Here is a 17042-nt window from a genome sequence, read left to right as displayed (position 1 = left end):
ATTAATTCTTGCAATGTTCCCCGCTCTGCTCGCACAAACACACGTCTAAGGCTTCACAGGCAGGACAGGGATCGGTTTTTGTTTTACTACGGGTATTCGTTTTGCCTTCGTTTAATTGCCGTTCTAATTCTACAATTCGCTCTAGCATACACGTCATGGCGCGGCCAACAGGATCAGGAATTAAATGATGGTCTAAATCAATCCCCAACGCACTTTTTTGTGGTGCGCCGGTGCGGACGATTTTGCCCGGAATGCCCACAACACTACAATTCGCAGGAATATCGCGCACCACCACAGAATTTGCGCCCACGCGGACATTATTTCCAATACTGATCGCGCCTAAAATTTTCGCACCCGCGCCGACTAACACGTTATCGCCCAATTGCGGATGTCGTCGTCCTTTATTCCACGACGTGCCACCGAGTGTTACGCCGTGATAAAGCGTGACATCATTACCAATCACCGCCGTTTCCCCAATCACCACGCCAATGCCGTGATCAATGAAAAACCGCCGACCAATCGTCGCACCCGGATGAATGTCCACATTCGTGAATAAGCGACTGATAAACGCCAATAATCGCGCCAAATAACACCAATTACGTCGCCATAAACGGTGAGAAATACGGTGAAAAATCAGCGCGTGAACACCGGGATAAGTGGTCAGCACTTCAAAACGAGTCCGCGCCGCCGGATCCCGTTCAAACACACAACTGACATCTTCGCGTAATTCTTGCAATAAAGGGCGTTGTTCTGTCATGGGACATTTCAAAGGGGTAACAGACGATTCAGTTTTCAACATACTTTGACGCTCCTTAAAAAACAAAAGGTTGCATTCAATGCGTCACCACAGAAGCGCAAACAGGGTGAGACGATAAACACAAACAACGGGGGTTATTTTGATCGAAAGTGGTTAAAAATAGCGTTTTTAACCAATCGGCTTCAGGAGGGCGTTTATATTGTGTGCTGTAAGCGCGGATCGCAGGTAATAATTGCGCGGCTTGTTCACGATTAAGAAAAATATCTAATTCGGCATACACTTGGACAACCGTTTGCGTGCCAGAATGTTTACCTAAAATTAACTGGTGTTTGCGTCCTAATTCGGCAGGGTCAACCCCTTGATAATTCAACGGGTCTTTTAACAAACCATCCACATGAATACCCGCTTCATGGGTAAAAACACCGGGGCCAACTAAGCTCTTTTGCCAATGTAAAGGTCGTCCAGAAGCCGCGGCCACTCGTTCAGACACGGCTTGGAATTGGCGCATGTCAATCCCCAATTGATAACCGTATAACTGTTTTAAGCCTAAAACCACTTCTTCTAAGGCAGCATTGCCGGCGCGTTCACCCAAACCATTCACAGTTGTATTGACATGTGTCGCACCACCGCGCACTGCGGCCAAAGTATTCGCTGTGGCTAATCCTAAATCATCATGGGCGTGCATTTCGATTTCAATATCCACCGCATCGCGCAGACGTTTAATCCGTTCATACGTGCCAAACGGTTCTAAAATACCCACCGTATCGGCAAAACGAAAACGACGCGCTCCAGCGGCTTGTGCGGTTTCGGCCACTTGAATGAGAAAATCCACATCGGCACGCGAAGAATCTTCTCCCCCGATGCCCACGTCTAAACCCATTTCGAGGGCTTTTTGCGTATAAGCATAAATGGTGTCTAACACCCAAGCGCGATTTTGGCGTAATTTATGAGTAATTTGTTGATCGGAAACGGCAATGGATAAATCCACCATTTGCACGCCCAAGTCTCGACACGCCGCTAAATCATCAGCCCGCATTCGTGTCCAGACCAGTAAACGTGCCGATAAGCCCAAGGCGGCCACCGCACGAATACTGTCACATTCTTCTGCTCCCATCGCAGGAATGCCCACTTCTAATTCAGGCACACCAATGGCATCTAAATCGCGGGCAATGGCTAATTTTTCAGCCAGAGAAAAGGCAACACCGGCGGATTGTTCGCCATCACGTAAGGTGGTATCGTCGATGATAACAGTATGGGGCGCGGGATGGGTCATGGTATTAGGCTCGCATCAGAGATTTTTCTGAGTTTAGCAAGCCTTATGCCATTTTATTTTTCTTTTAAAATCAGACAATTATAATTATCTTGTCGCATTTAGGGGAATAAAAATACTGCAAAGCAAACTGAATGCTGTCGCAAAGCCTACAATTTTGCCTTGTTTTTTGTGTGTGGGGAGATGATGGGTTTGTACTTGTTGCAGCAATCGCTAAAAAATAGAAATTATACAAAATGGCGATTTTTTGTGATTTATATATTACGATGGTTTGGGATCGTCTTTACAAGGTTGGTGCTATGGAGTATTTTATTCGTCATTATAATTTCAATATGGCTACAAAACTTGCCAGTTTAGCTTGAGTTGTGGACATGTTCATTTTTATAAAACCACTACCGCCTCACTTTTTGGATTTTTTACAAAGTAAACTCAATGAGTTACGAAGAGAAAGGATAAATTATCATGTCACATAATGAGTCAGTCAATACTGAAGAAAATGAACTTGAGCAAGAAGAAGCTGAAGATGAGATATTTGCTGGGAATAAACCACTATTCGATCCAAAGGACATTGATATTGTTTCAGAGCAAAATAGCCTATCAACAATTGTATCTATGATTGAAGATGAAGCAATAGACATGAATCCTGATTTTCAAAGAAGTGGGGATTTATGGGATAACAAAATAATGAGTAGATTAATAGAGTCAATTCTATTAAGACTACCATTACCCGTGTTCTATTTTGATGCCTCAGATAATTCTAAATGGTTAATTGTTGATGGATTGCAGCGGCTGTCAACATTGAAAAAATTTATGATAGACAAAACCTTAAAATTAACTGATTTACAAATTTATACCAGCCTAAACGATAAGGGCTATGATGACCTTGCTTCCGACCAGAGAAGAGCAATGGCACGTTATCAATTGATAACTTACCTCATAAAGCCGGGTACGCCAAAAGAGGTAAAATATGATATTTTCAGAAGAATTAATACGGGTGGTCTTAAACTCACTCCTCAAGAGATACGCCATACTCTAAATCAAGGAAAACCAGCGAACTATCTGAAAGAACTGGTAGAAGATAATGTTTTCAAAACCATAGTGAATATGAATGACAAAAGAATGCAAGCCAGAGAACTTGTCTTGCGTTATTTGGCGTTTTCTATATTTTCTTACACGGATTATCCATTAAGAAAAAAAGAAAGAATACGTAATTTTACGGAATTTCTTGACGATGCAATGGAAAAGCTCAGTTCAATTGACGATAATACATTAAAAATGTATAAGTTTAACTTACAAGCTGCTTTGCACACTTGCAATGAAATATTTGGTCATCAGATTTTCAGTAAGTCAATTATGGGCAAAGAAAAAAACAAGAAAAATCCAGCCTTGTTTGAGGTATGGACTGTGCTTATTGCAAGACTAAGTGATGAGGAAAGAAAGAATTTATCACAAAAAAAAGGAAGTGTATGCGCTGAGTTTGCTGATAAATTAAAGAATGATGATGATTTTTTTAGTGCAATTTCTCGTTCCACTTTGGGGGCTACACAGATTAAAAAAAGATTTGAAACTATCGAATCTATTATCAGGAAATATAGCGTATGATTACGAATATTCGAATACTAAATTTTAAGTCATTTCGGGAGATAAGCATTTCTCCTCGCCCTCTTAATATATTTACAGGGCTGAATGGTATGGGTAAATCCTCTGTTTTACAGACATTATTGCTACTCAGACAGTCCTATCGGCAAAATACTTTGTTACAAAATGGGTTGTTACTAAATGGGGACTATATTGAAATAGGAAAAGGAAAAGATGCTTATTGTATGTATGGCAGCGGGGATAATATTATCAGCTTTGAGCTTCAATGGAATGAACAATTAGATTTTCATATTGAATTTAAATATGAAGATAAAGATAAATTTGGCTTATTACCATTGCACAATAAAAAAGAATATGAAGATGAAATATGGAAACAGGCATTGTTTTGTGATAATTTTCAATATCTTGCTGCTGAAAGAGCCTCTCCAAAAACATTCTTCCCCGCTTCTGATTATCACGTAGATCAAGTTCATACTTTAGGCAATTATGGGCAATTTACTACACATTTTATTGCTCGTAACCGATTTAAAGCTATTCCAACGAATTCTTTGCACCATCCTAAAGCAATATCTAATGTTTTATTAGCTCAACTAGATGCTTGGCTCGGAGAAATTAGCCCAAATGTACAAATAGGTGCTTTACTAGACGATGAACTTGCTGTTGCAAAATTATCGTATAAATTCCAAGTCGCTAACACGCTTACCGATGAAATTAGACCAACGAATGTTGGGTTTGGTATAACGTATGTTTTACCAATTATTACGGCTGTGTTGTCCTCCAAACCGGGTGATCTGCTTATCCTAGAGAATCCAGAATCCCATTTGCACCCTAAAGGACAATCGCAATTAGGAAGACTTTTTGCTTTAGCGGCACAAGCGGGAGTTCAGCTTTTCATAGAAACGCACAGTGACCATATTTTAAATGGAATTAGGATTGCTGTACGAGAAAAAGATATTTCCCCAGATAATGTGGTTTCTTTCCATTTTAAGCGTGATGAAGAAGGCTATTCAAGTCACGTTACCCCGATTATGATTGATGAAAAAGGTAAACTTTACCGAAAGATGGAAGATGGAAGTGCTGGAAAAATTCCCAAGGGATTTTTTGATGAGTGGACAAATTCCATGATGAAACTGTTTTAACGGAAATCATAATGGATATATTTTTTAATGAATTATCACTAACAACTGCGGATACTGATGAGCAGGCTTGCCTTTGGTTAGAAAAATTAGCACAACTTGGTCGATTGCTAAAACAAATTACTGAGTCATTACAAGATGACTCATTTTCTTTTAGGCGTAGTGATGACTTTGCCCAAAAAATGATTACAAAAAATCAAACTCTCTTTGATTTTTTGCAAGATAATTTTGACCATCACGATTCCGTGTATATTTTTTTGCTGGGAATTTTTGATTCTCCATACATTACTGAAGATGATCCACACAGAAATATTTACGATTTAACCTATATCACGCTTAATGGTGTAGATCATCATGAGCCGACAGGCATTGCGGCAGCTTATTTGAAGGACTCTTTAGTCGTTAGCCTTGATAGTGTGACGCAATGGAATATGTGTCAATTTGGCGTTTCAATAACCAGAGTGAGTGATCAAGGCGATGTCACGGAAATTAAATCAATTAGAAACGCCAGTAACAAAAAACATATCGTTGATTGCCATTTAGCTTTTTTGTCCCGTTTATATAACTGGCAGGGTTATAAGCCATATTTTAATCCTGAACTCAAGCGGACAAACCTATTGGTTTTAAAGGAAATATATAGCTTACACCTAGATGATGATATGAGTACAGTTTGGGATACATTTTACAAAGAATTATCAAAGCTGACCGTTGATGAAAAAGTAAGTCGAATTAGACAGCTTTCCACTCATATTGCCAAGATTCAAAAGTGGGAAAAAGCCACTGGTAGTTTAGAAAAAAATAATCCTGCTAGAATTATTTACACAATACCGAATTCAGAATTTATTGTTTCTGTAGATACACAACATGGTGAATTCGAGATTCATAAAAACGAAAAAGGTAACAACCATTTGGGTTCTATTTCATTCGACGGTAAGAATTTTAAGCCGCAGATTTCTAATAGGAGTCTAAAATTATAAGAGCCTATACAAAAATTCTATTTATAGCCAAAAATTTCCTAACATTTTAAGCAACTACTTCTGCTGATACGCTTTGCAATTACGCGCAATACGGCGTGCCAATTGTTCAAAATCCTGTACGGCTTGTTGTGCCACAGAAACATTGCCACCTGTTAAACCATCGTGTCCTGTTAAATCAAAAATCGGTTTACGTGCGGCTTGTGCCAATGGCATGAGGCTCTTATAATGTCTTACCAATGCCAAACAATACGGGTCTTCGGCCAAATTCGGCACTTCTATGTCGGTGCGATTCAAAACCGCGTGCCAATATGTTCCTGTAATCTGTTCTAACCAACGTTCATAGGCTTTAACGGGGCGACCAGTATTCGCGGCATATTGCAAATGTTGTAAAACAACATAACCGACGGGTTTAACCTGTCCTTGCGGCAATAACAGTTCGGGAGTGGGATTTTTACGCCGTCGTTCGTGCCATTCTGCGCGCCAACGACGCAAAGTCGGCCCCAGATTTTTTAAGCCTTGTAAAGAAAATAAATCTGGCGATAAAGGCACCACCACGTAATCAGACGCAATTAAAGCCGCTCGATTGATCGCGCCTAAATTGGGACCTAAATCCAATAAAATCACATTCGCAGGATGTTGATGCGTTTGTAGTTGTTGTAACAACCGCCAAAAAGCAGAAGTCACACGAAATGACAATTCTTTGCGATCCATACAGCCCGGCCATTCTAAAGCTAAATTTCCTTCAAATTCAGACAGTTGTAAATCACCCACCAGCAAATGTAAACGGGAATTAATCACTTCCAATTGCGGCACAATCACATCTCCCGTCCCGCGCATCAGGGGATGTACGGCGCGAAAAATAGTGCTAGGTTGTTGATTAAGCAGCCAAATTTCCTCTAAACGGTCTTCGCTTAAAAAAGCAGCCGTCAAATTGGCTTGGGGATCGAGATCGACCGCAATCACCCGCAATCCCAAACGCTGATACATCCACGCGAGATGATAAACCAGTGATGTTTTTCCTACGCCCCCTTTGTTATTGAAGAAGGCGATAATCGGGGCGTTCATAAGGTATGGATTCTCTCTTGTTTATGGGCGATTTTCTTGACAGAAATTAATTTATTCTCCCGCAGTTCGTTCATATTCCGCATAAGATTGGTGTGGTAATAAAGGAGTGGGAGATTCTGTTTTTAATTGTCGCAATGGTAAAGCGGCATTTGCCACGCCTAAACCTAAACCGCCTTGTGTTAATACCACTGAAGTTAAAATATCCATTCTCCAGAAGAAAGCTCCAATGACTGTTAATGTACTAGGCACAACATTAAGCAACCAACTGCGATCTAAATTCTTTTCTAATTCGGTAGAAATTTCTAATAAATCAGGCAAATGTTTTAATGAACCATCCATTAACACAATTTGCGCCGTATCCGTGGCAATGGATGTCGCACCGCTGAGGGAAATGGAAATATTGGCTTTTTTCATGGCAATCGTGTCATTGACTCCGTCGCCGACAAAACAAACTGTATAACCACGTTGCTGTAAATGCTCTACAATATCGGCTTTATTCTGTGGCAAAATGTTGTAAAAATAATGATCCATGCCCAAACGTTCGGCTAATTTGCGTGTGGGTTGTTCTTGATCGCCTGATACAATCGCTAAAATACAAGAACGACGATCACGTAATTTATTAATTATATCAATAACTTCTGGGCGAAGTGTGGCGTGCATTTCTAATATTGCCACCAAGTGCCGATTGCACGAGACCATGACCAAAGAATGACCTGCGTTGTGTGCTTGTTGTATATCTTGATCGGAATCATCTGGCAATTCCACGCCCTCTTGCTGCATAAAACGATAACTGCCCACTTGCACCAAACGATCCCCGATCATCACACTGACCCCATAACCCACTTGAAAATGGGCATCTTCAATGTCAGGAAGCGTTAAGTCTAAACTTTCTGCTTTTTTCACAATTGCTCGCGCAATCGGATGGGCTAATTTACGTTCCGCTGCGGCGGCCATCATTAAGATTTCATTTTCATGATAATTGACATCGTAAATAATCACGCGGCCAACGGAAGGTTCATCACTGGTTAATGTGCCTGTTTTATCAAAAACAAATGCGTCAGCATTCGGTAAATCTTCTAATACTCGTCCATCTTTAATTAATAAACCGCGATGAGCCGCTACATTGAGATAATTTAAAGTACTTAATGGCGCGGTAATGCGAATGCTTTGTGCAATGTGACCATTGAGAATCACCACGGTCGCCGTCGGCCCTAAAAAGGGCATGGCTGAAAAACCTAATATTAAAAAGGGAACACTCCACGCATCTGCCCATTGTTCCCCCTTTAATTGGCTGTGGGTTTTGAAATCAATAGAATGGGTTAATAATTCGCTAATTTTTGCTGCGGTGGTGTCAGACCCTGCGGTTAAAACCTGCACTTGAATACAGCCCGACAGTACCAGCGTTGAAGCCAATACCATATCCCCTACCGTCTTTTCTGCGGGTTGCGATTCGCCAGTGAGGGTGTGTTGATCTACTGCTGCGATTCCTGTGATCACCACGCCATCCACCGCAATAATTTCTCCTGTGCTGATCACGATAATATCGCCTTGACGCACTTGTTCTAATGGCACTTCAAGTTCAACATTATCTCTTAATAACCACACTGTACGCGGTTGTTGTTTAAAAACATCTATTAAACTATTTTTAGAACGCTCTTCAGCATTTGAAACCAAATAATAAGCAATATGTGTTAATGAAATCCCTAATGTAGCCGTAAAGACATGTCCTAATCCTAAGGTCATTAAATCAGCCACACCGTATAAAACATAACCATCTATTTTTTTCTTTTTAAATAAAGAATGTTCCACTAAGCGCAAATAAGGAATAGCACTGTAAGTAAAACCCGCTAAAGTAATCGGCATCCAAATGGGATTGAGAGAAGCCAACACAGAAAGCCCCAACGTCGCACCACTCACCTTAACATAATGCAAATGAACGCTTTTTTCACCCCGACTGGGTTCTTGTAAAAGTTTGGGGTCTGATGGGGTGGTGTGAGGCGTGGTGGGGGATTCGGTCACTGCGCTTAAACTTGTGCCAGAAACAATTTTACCTCTGCTTTTTTCATAAACCCGCAACCCCACATAACTGGCCAGCACAAGTTCTAAACCCAATAATAGCATGATGAAATAACCTCAGTAAAATCAGTGGGATAATAAGAGTTAGTATGAAAAAAAAGGCCGTTCTAAAACCTAATACAGGCATCACAGAATCATTGCCTCTGTACAAAGTGACTTAGCTTAGATTATAACAGGTGTCTAGGTAGCGCGGCATAGGCAAACTCAAGACAGAAACTTTCCAATTCTGCTACGCTTTCAATAAAATTCGCAAAGCCAATGGGCTTTCATGCGGCTGATGGTGTACTATTAGCACGGTCAGCATCGCGTTTGGCGACTTTGACGGATTCACCACCAAACCCTGTGACTATTTGTGTGACAGTTTAACCATAATCCATGCAGAAACCACCCACGTCATTCAAAGGCTATGAACACATTAAACGCTATTGGGATCACCATTACGATAGCTATGTGGCCAAAATCTTACCCGGAGAATATTATGTGACTCGCCAAGATGAAATCATTACTACCGTGGTGGGATCATGTGTCTCTGCCTGCATCTGCGACAGCCAAAACGGCATCGGCGGCATGAATCACTTTATGCTGCCCACCCGCACGATTCCTCCCGATAAATGGGATAAAACCGCAGTCAGTGCCGCAACCCGTTACGGCAATTACGCGATGGAACATGTGATTAATGAAATTCTCAAATATGGCGGCCGCCGCGAAAATTTACAATTAAAACTTTTTGGTGGCGGACGCATCATGCAATATATGGCGAATATCGGTCAGCAAAACATTGATTTTATTCGTAATTATGTAAGAACTGAAGGATTAAAATTAATGGCTGAAGATTTAGGCGATATTTACCCCAGAAAGATTTTATTTTACCCTTTAACCGGGCGCGTGCGCGTGAAAAAATTACGTGCAATGGAACAGGGTATTATTGAGCGTGAAAATGCTTATTTACGCAATCTGGAAACCCATCCTATTGATGGTGGCGAAGTGGATTTATTTTAGGCGGTTGTTATGACAAAAATTCGTGTGTTAATTGTTGATGATTCGGCACTTATTCGACAGTTATTAAGCCGCTTATTAAATAGCGCACCTGATATTGAAGTCGTGGGGACTGCGGCAGACCCTTATATCGCCCGCGAAAAAATTAAATTGCTTAAACCTGATGTGCTGACTTTAGACGTTGAAATGCCGCGGATGGATGGTTTAGCATTTTTGCAGCATTTAATGCGTTTGCGTCCTATGCCGGTGGTGATGATTTCGGCGTTGACCGAACGAGGCGCGGACATTACATTACAGGCTTTGGAATATGGTGCGGTTGATTTTGTGTCTAAACCAAAATTAGACATTGCGGAGACATTTCACGAATATGCCGATGAGATTATTAATAAAATTCGTGCCGCCGCCAGTGCCAATATTCGTCCCGTATTGAATTTGCCCAAAGTGGTCAAAAAAGAACATAAACCCACTCCAGCCACTATAATTTCTGTGCCTCCGAAATATTCTGCGGATGTGATTTTAGCCACGCAAACCCACCGCCGTCCTTTTCGCACCACAGAAAAAATTATTGCCATTGGCGCATCCACCGGAGGCACGGAAGCGATTAAATTCTTATTGTCGCAATTACCCGCACACACGCCGGGGATTGTTATCAGTCAACATATTCCTTCGACGTTTAGTTATTCCTTTGCGCAACGCATGAATCAAATTTCAGCCATGACTGTTTATGAAGCCACCAATGCGCAGGTGATTTTACCCGGTCATGTGTACATTGCGCCGGGTAGTCACCACTTATTGGTAGAACGGGACGGCGCACGTTATGTGTGTCGTTTACACGAAGGCAGTCCGGTGAATCGACATCGTCCCTCAGTCGATGTGATGTTTCGTTCGGTGGCACAAAATGTGGGGCCAAATGCGATTGGTGTGATTTTGACGGGAATGGGCGACGACGGCGCGCACGGCATGTTAGAAATGCACCAAGCCGGCGCAGTGACCATTGCCCAAGATGAACACAGCAGCGTAGTATGGGGAATGCCCGGTGAATCGGTGCGCTTGGGAGGCGTAGATCATGTGGTGCCTTTGTCACAAATTCCGCAGAGATTATTGAATTTATTGGATATTCGCTGATATAGCAAATTTTGTCAGAATCAGAATTTACAGACACAAGAATTTTCAAAATTGATTCTTGCAAGTCGTTTATTTTTAGCAGATTTTTTATTCTCTTCATTCTGAAAATCTTGAAATTCTGTAAATTCTGATTCAGACAGACTGCATCAAATGGATTTACAAATTGCATGAAGTGGAAAATCGCAACGGAATAAACTGCCTTTTCCCACTACGCTTTCAATATGTAATTGCGCGCCGTGTCGATTTAACACATGTTTAACAATCGCCAAACCTAAACCCGTTCCCCCTTGATTGCGGGAACGTCCGACATCCACGCGATAAAAACGTTCCGTGAGACGCGGAATATGTTCAGCCGCGATGCCTTCGCCCGTGTCAGAAACCGCCACGTGTGCGCCTCTTTCATCTTGGTAACAGTGTAAGGTAATTTCTCCCCCTTCAGGAGTATAACGCACGGCATTAAAGACCAAATTAGAAAAAGCACTGCGCAATTCTTCGGCGTTGCCTTCTAAAGCCAATTCGGGGTCTAATTTTAAAATAAAAACGTGTTTATTTTCTTGATCTAAGGCTTCGGCATCGTGGTAAATTTCTTCTAACAATTCGGCTAATAGAACAGGTTCTGTAACAATTTGATAATTCTCACTTTCCAAGCGTGATAATAACAACAAATCTTCTACAATACTGCGCATTCTTAACACTTGTTGATTCATGAGAAATAAAGGCCGTTGCCAATTTTTTAATGATTCATCGTCACTGTCGGTCATGGCTTCTAAAAAGCCTGCAATTACCGTCAATGGCGTGCGCAATTCGTGCGAAACATTCGCCACAAAATCACGTCGCACTTGTTCTAAGCGATGTAATTGCGTGACATCTCGCGCCGATAGCAAATAACGATGTCCTGCATACGGCACAATATTAATGCGCAACATCATATTGGGATTAATGGGCGACACTAATTTGACTGAATCTTGTTGTTGATAATGGTTTAAATAATGACGAAAATTCGGATAACGAATTAAATTAACAATCGGTTGTCCCAAATCTTGCGGCGAACGAAAACCTAATAATTTTCGTGAGGCTTTATTAAACCATTCAATCTCCTGTTCTGCACTGAGAATCACACTGGCATCTGGCATGGCCGCGGTAAAACGACGCACCCGTTTTAACATGGTGGATAATTTACGTTTGCGTTTACGATTGCGCTGTTGCCAGTGGTAACAATGGTCAAAAATTTCGCCCCAAATTCCCACTGCTTCAGGCAATGTTATTTTTTTAGGATGAGAAAACCATTGTAATAAACGGTAAGCATTGTACAAATGCCAAGCTAAATAAAAACTTAATCCTAAGCACAAGAAAAGCAGCCAATGGGTGCTTAACCAACCGCCCATTAAGGCAATAAAAAATAAGGCAATAATCAACCATATTTCTTGGCTGCGATGATAATCCGATAACGGTAAAGCCACTTTAATCATTCTCGGATAGAAAAACGATAACCCACACCGCGCACGGTTTGCACCAAATGTTCATATTGGTATTCGGCTAATATTTTGCGCAATCGCCGAATATGCACATCGACCGTGCGTTCTTCAATGTATACATTCCCGCCCCACACTTGATCCAGCACTTGGCTGCGGCTGTAAACCCGCTCTGGATTTTTCATAAAAAAGTGTAATAAACGAAATTCAGTAGGGCCAATCTGCACTTCTTCGCCTTTAATTAACACCCGATGTTCGGCGGGGTCTAGTTGCAATTCTTTGATGCTTAATTGCTGATTTTCCTGTTGTACAGAACTGGAGCGGCGCAATACCGCTTTAATACGAGCGATGAGTTCACGGGGAGAAAAGGGTTTAGTGATATAATCATCTGCACCCACTTCCAAACCGCGTACTTTATCGCTTTCGTCTCCTTTGGCGGTGAGCATGATGATAGGAATTTGTTGGGTTTGGGGTTCTTTTTTCAATTGGCGCGCAAATTCGATACCGCTCACATGAGGCAGCATCCAATCCAGTAAAATTAGAGTCGGAGCTTGGTTATAAATCAAGGCCTTAGCCTGACGTACGTCCGCGGCTTCGCTGACCACATAGCCTGCTTTTTTTAGCGATAAATGCAACATTTCTCGAATCGCGGCCTCATCTTCGACCACTAAAATGTGATGTTCTGTCATAATAATAGGTTACTCATGGGTGAATCAATGACTTAGGTCAGTCTATGACAAACAGATTGCAATTTTATTGCAAGCCTTATTTTCCAAAAAAAGCAGCGTTTTTTTTATCGCTCATTTCGCGCAAACGGCAGCATTTGCATTATACTCACATCAGATATTTTAACGTATTGGCTGATTGACACGTGCTTGGCGCGGTCATTTTGTTTTTTAACTTTTTGTTTTTATTGAGATCAGTTCTGTGATAACCAAACTTCGCAATATTGCTATTATTGCTCACGTTGACCATGGCAAAACCACTTTAGTGGATAAATTGTTGCAACAATCCGGCACGCTACAAACTCGCGGGGAAGCGGTGACGCGAGTGATGGATTCCAATGAGTTGGAAAAAGAGCGCGGCATTACCATTTTGGCCAAAAATACGGCCATTCGCTGGCAAGATTACCGAATTAATATTGTCGATACGCCCGGCCATGCGGATTTTGGGGGTGAAGTGGAGCGGGTGTTGTCTATGGTGGATTCCGTGTTACTTTTGGTGGATGCGGTGGATGGGCCGATGCCACAAACTCGTTTTGTGACCCAAAAAGCCTTACAACATGGTTTGCGTCCCATTGTGGTCATTAATAAAATTGATCGAGATGGCGCACGACCAGATTGGGTGTTGGATCAGACGTTTGAATTGTTTGATCGTTTGGGAGCGGACGAGAGTCAATTGGATTTTCCGGTGATTTATGCCTCTGCGTTGATGGGTTATGCCGGGTTGGAGAATACGGTGCGCGGTGGTGATATGCAGCCTTTATTTGAGGCGATTATTCAACATGTGCCTATTCCCGACGTTGATCCCGATGAAACTTTTCAAATGCAAGTCAGTGCTTTGGATTACTCCAGTTACGTGGGTATTATCGGTATTGGACGCATTACCAGTGGTCGCGTTAAAACCAATATGCCCGTGGCCATCGTGGATAGAGAAGGAAAACAACGACAAGGACGCTTGTTGCAAGTGTTTGGTTTTCATGGTTTAGAGCGGGTGGAAATGCCCGAAGCCAGCGCGGGCGATATTATTGCTTTCACGGGAATTGAACCTTTATTTATTTCTGATACCTTGTGCGATCCCACGCATGTGCGGGCATTACCGGCCTTGACCGTTGATGAACCTACAGTCAGTATGACTTTTCAAGTGAATACTTCACCTTTTGCCGGTAAAGAAGGCAAATATGTCACTTCACGGCAAATTCGGGAACGTTTACAGCGAGAATTGCTGCATAACGTGGCATTGCGCGTAGAAGATACGGCCGATCCGGATAAATTCTTGGTTTCTGGACGCGGTGAGTTGCATTTAAGCATTTTAATTGAAAACATGCGTCGAGAAGGCTACGAATTAGGCGTGTCGCGGCCACAGGTGATTTATAAAGAAATTGATGGCCAATTGTGCGAGCCTTATGAAAGTTTGACCGTCGATGTGGAAGAAGTTCATCAAGGCGCGATCATGGAAAAATTGGGCGAACGTAAAGCCGAAATGCAAAACATGATCCCCGATGGTAAAGGCCGAGTGCGTATGGAATTTATGATTCCTGCGCGTGGATTAATTGGTTTTCGCACCGAATTTTTAACGGCAACGTCAGGTACGGGTTTAATGTACCATGTTTTTGAGCATTATGCGCCCGTTAAAGCAGGTTCAATTGGGCAACGAATTAATGGCGTATTGATTTCTAATGGAGAAGGGAAAAGTCTTGGTTACGCGCTGTTTAATTTGCAAGAACGTGGACGTTTATTTATCGGACATGGCGATGCGGTCTATGAAGGCATGGTGATTGGCATTCATTCTCGCGGTAATGATTTGACCGTTAATCCCTTAAAAGCCAAGCAATTAACCAATATTCGGGCGGCGGGTTCTGACGAAAATATCTTATTAACGCCACCGATTCGTTTTTCTTTAGAACAAGCCTTAGAATTCATTGATGATGATGAATTGGTCGAAGTCACGCCAAAATCGGTTCGCGTACGTAAACAGTTCTTGAAAGAACATGAACGCAAACGCGCTTCTCGTGAAAGTGCTTAACCGTTCTTAAAAAAAGGTGCATGAACAATTTAAATAAGTGATTCATGCACTTTTTTTACTAGGCTCTTGCCATTATTATCGCTACAGATGAGTAACGATACTTTAAGGAGACCTAAAACATGATTAAAAACGTTATCCAGCAGTTGGGTTTTGCCTTACTGATAATAGGCTTATTCACTTTAGTGATTTCTGGTTTTCTTGTTATTGCTTTATTTGCTTTTATCTTATTAGTTCTGGCATTAATCGGAGATCACTTAATCAGCTTAAAAAAAACACAAATTAGTTCCGACGATGCCTTTATCGATTCTTCCACTGCTGCCCAGAGAAATTGTAAATGACTCCCAGAATTGCTGATATTACACGCCACACCTTGGAAACCCAGATCAGTGTCAATTTCAACGCCGACGGCACCGGACAAGCCACATTTGATACGGGTATTCCTTTTTTAGAACACATGTTAGATCAAATTGCTCGTCATGGTTTATTCGACTTACAGATTCATGCCAAAGGCGATTTACACATTGATGCGCACCATACTGTAGAAGATATTGGTATCACATTTGGACAAGCCATCAAACAGGCTTTAGGCGATAAAAAAGGGATTCGTCGCTACGGCCATGCTTATGTTCCGCTTGATGAAGCCTTGTCGAGAGTCACTATTGATTGTTCGGGGCGGCCGGGGTTATTTTTCAGCGTCGATTTTACGCAACATCGTGTGGGTGAATTTGATGTGGAATTGGTGCGAGAGTTTTTTCAAGGTCTGGTCAATCACGCCTTGATCACCTTACATATTGAAAATTTACGCGGTGATAATACGCATCATATTGTTGAAACCATTTTTAAAGCCTTCGGGCGCGCTTTACGTGCCGCGGTGGAATTCGATCCACGAATGCAAAATATTACGCCTTCGACCAAAGGAACTTTAGTGTGAAAACGGTCACTGTTATCGACTATGGCATGAGCAATTTACGCTCAGTCAGCAAAGCCTTAGAACATGTGGCGGGAAAAAATTGGCACGTCAACGTCAGCCAATCTCCCCATGACATTGTCAAAGCAGACAAAGTGGTTTTCCCCGGACAAGGGGCAATTGCTCACTGTATGCAGGTCTTGACCGAACAACACTTAACAGAAGTGATTGTCACCAGTTTAAAAACCAAACCCTTTTTAGGCATTTGTTTGGGTTTGCAAAGCCTACTTAAATACAGTGAAGAAAATGGCGGAGTCAATGGTTTTAACCATTTTGCGGGAGAAGTGAAGCGTTTTCCCACGCCTTTATTAGAAGAGAACAGTGGCGAGCGTTTAAAAATTCCCCACATGGGCTGGAGTCCCGTGCATTGGGTACAACCGCATCCCTTGTGGCAAGGTATTCCGGACAACAGTCGTTTCTATTTCGTTCACAGTTACTACGTTGCGCCCCGCGACGAAGCAGTGACTGCGGGACAAACTTGTTACGGTTCCGTGTGCTTTACATCAGCCGCCGCACGAGACAACGTGTTTGCGGTACAGTTTCACCCTGAGAAAAGTCAGAAGAACGGCCTCACCTTACTGGAGAATTTTTTAGACTGGTGAGCGTCTCCAAAAATTTTTCCAAAAAAACCTTGACAGGGATTTTCCTGCTCTGTATAGTGCGCGGCTTACCTGAGACAAATGAAGCGGGAATGCAGAGCGGGAAAGTGTAAGAGTCCGCGAGCTTTTACAGAAGTAGAAGCGAGTGAAGACAAGCCGAAGCAAAAGAAATTAAAAATATTTTGAAAAAGGCTTGACAGAGACGAAACAAACCACGTAGAATGCACAGCTTCACACCCAAGCCACTAGTTGCTGAGG

At 42.0% G+C, this 17042-nt stretch carries 15 protein-coding genes; 9 read left to right on the top strand and 6 right to left on the bottom strand.

All coding sequences use genetic code 11. The features are described from left to right. Position 1: 1 nt before the first annotated feature. Positions 2 to 799 (bottom strand): serine O-acetyltransferase, encoded by a 798-nt coding sequence (gene cysE / locus TPSD3_RS16560; RefSeq protein ID WP_086489667.1) that lies wholly within the window; start codon positions 797 to 799, stop codon positions 2 to 4. Between the two features lie 34 nt (positions 800 to 833). Then, a complete protein-coding gene (gene nifV / locus TPSD3_RS16555) occupies positions 834 to 2030 on the bottom strand; it encodes a homocitrate synthase (RefSeq protein WP_086489666.1) in 1197 nt (398 codons plus the stop codon). A gap of 459 nt (positions 2031 to 2489) precedes the next feature. Here nifV and TPSD3_RS16550 point away from each other — a divergent pair, with 459 nt between their 5' ends. From TPSD3_RS16550 to TPSD3_RS16540, 3 genes are read left to right on the top strand one after another with little or no spacing between them, the layout of a single operon-like run. Next, positions 2490 to 3629: a DUF262 domain-containing protein gene (locus tag TPSD3_RS16550; RefSeq protein WP_086489665.1), complete on the top strand. Its 1140-nt coding sequence runs from the start codon at positions 2490 to 2492 to the stop codon at positions 3627 to 3629. Next, positions 3626 to 4765, top strand: a complete 1140-nt coding sequence (locus tag TPSD3_RS16545) for a DUF3696 domain-containing protein (protein ID WP_086489664.1) — start codon at positions 3626 to 3628, stop codon at positions 4763 to 4765. The genes TPSD3_RS16550 and TPSD3_RS16545 overlap by 4 nt, the downstream gene beginning before the upstream one ends. Positions 4766 to 4776: 11 nt before the next feature. Beyond that, positions 4777 to 5739: a hypothetical protein gene (locus TPSD3_RS16540; RefSeq protein ID WP_086489663.1), complete on the top strand. Its 963-nt coding sequence runs from the start codon at positions 4777 to 4779 to the stop codon at positions 5737 to 5739. Between the two features lie 54 nt (positions 5740 to 5793). Here the strand turns inward: TPSD3_RS16540 and TPSD3_RS16535 are convergent, their stop codons facing one another. Together TPSD3_RS16535 and TPSD3_RS16530 are read right to left on the bottom strand one after the other, a co-directional pair. After that, positions 5794 to 6804, bottom strand: a complete 1011-nt coding sequence (locus tag TPSD3_RS16535) for a ParA family protein (RefSeq protein WP_086489662.1) — start codon at positions 6802 to 6804, stop codon at positions 5794 to 5796. 51 nt (positions 6805 to 6855) lie between these two features. Then, entirely contained in the window at positions 6856 to 8925 is a 2070-nt protein-coding gene (locus tag TPSD3_RS16530) for a heavy metal translocating P-type ATPase (protein WP_086489661.1), read from the bottom strand. A gap of 330 nt (positions 8926 to 9255) precedes the next feature. Between TPSD3_RS16530 and cheD the strand changes: the two genes are divergently transcribed. Together cheD and TPSD3_RS16520 are read left to right on the top strand one after the other, a co-directional pair. Next, complete coding sequence (gene cheD, locus TPSD3_RS16525; protein WP_086489660.1) at positions 9256 to 9879, top strand: chemoreceptor glutamine deamidase CheD; 624 nt, start codon at positions 9256 to 9258, stop codon at positions 9877 to 9879. 9 nt (positions 9880 to 9888) lie between these two features. After that, the gene (locus TPSD3_RS16520) at positions 9889 to 11001 is read left to right on the top strand and encodes a protein-glutamate methylesterase/protein-glutamine glutaminase (protein WP_086489659.1); all 1113 of its coding nucleotides are present in this window, start codon (positions 9889 to 9891) and stop codon (positions 10999 to 11001) included. A 146-nt stretch (positions 11002 to 11147) separates the two neighbouring features. Here the strand turns inward: TPSD3_RS16520 and phoR are convergent, their stop codons facing one another. Together phoR and phoB are read right to left on the bottom strand one after the other, a co-directional pair. Further along, a complete protein-coding gene (phoR, locus tag TPSD3_RS16515; protein WP_086489658.1) occupies positions 11148 to 12470 on the bottom strand; it encodes a phosphate regulon sensor histidine kinase PhoR in 1323 nt (440 codons plus the stop codon). Beyond that, a complete protein-coding gene (gene phoB, locus TPSD3_RS16510; protein WP_086489657.1) occupies positions 12467 to 13162 on the bottom strand; it encodes a phosphate regulon transcriptional regulator PhoB in 696 nt (231 codons plus the stop codon). Before phoB ends, phoR begins: the two co-directional genes overlap by 4 nt. Before the next feature lie 238 nt (positions 13163 to 13400). On the opposite strand from phoB, the gene typA reads away from it, so the two are divergent. The 4 genes from typA to hisH all read left to right on the top strand — a co-directional run bounded on the left by typA (position 13401) and on the right by hisH (position 16787). Next, positions 13401 to 15218 carry a translational GTPase TypA gene (gene typA / locus TPSD3_RS16505; RefSeq protein ID WP_086489656.1) on the top strand — a complete coding sequence of 606 codons (1818 nt, stop codon included), beginning with the start codon at positions 13401 to 13403 and terminating at the stop codon, positions 15216 to 15218. Positions 15219 to 15337: 119 nt separating this feature from the next. Next, positions 15338 to 15556 (top strand): hypothetical protein, encoded by a 219-nt coding sequence (locus tag TPSD3_RS16500; RefSeq protein WP_086489655.1) that lies wholly within the window; start codon positions 15338 to 15340, stop codon positions 15554 to 15556. Beyond that, positions 15553 to 16149 (top strand): imidazoleglycerol-phosphate dehydratase HisB, encoded by a 597-nt coding sequence (hisB, locus tag TPSD3_RS16495; protein ID WP_086489654.1) that lies wholly within the window; start codon positions 15553 to 15555, stop codon positions 16147 to 16149. The genes TPSD3_RS16500 and hisB overlap by 4 nt, the downstream gene beginning before the upstream one ends. After that, positions 16146 to 16787, top strand: a complete 642-nt coding sequence (gene hisH / locus TPSD3_RS16490; protein WP_086489653.1) for an imidazole glycerol phosphate synthase subunit HisH — start codon at positions 16146 to 16148, stop codon at positions 16785 to 16787. The genes hisB and hisH overlap by 4 nt, the downstream gene beginning before the upstream one ends. Positions 16788 to 17042 lie beyond the last annotated feature (255 nt).

Origin of the sequence: Thioflexithrix psekupsensis, from assembly GCF_002149925.1 — a bacterium.
GTDB classification, from domain to species: domain Bacteria; phylum Pseudomonadota; class Gammaproteobacteria; order Beggiatoales; family Beggiatoaceae; genus Thioflexithrix; species Thioflexithrix psekupsensis.
Note: the sequence above shows the minus strand (reverse complement) of the source record. Positions and strands in the feature narration are given on the sequence as shown.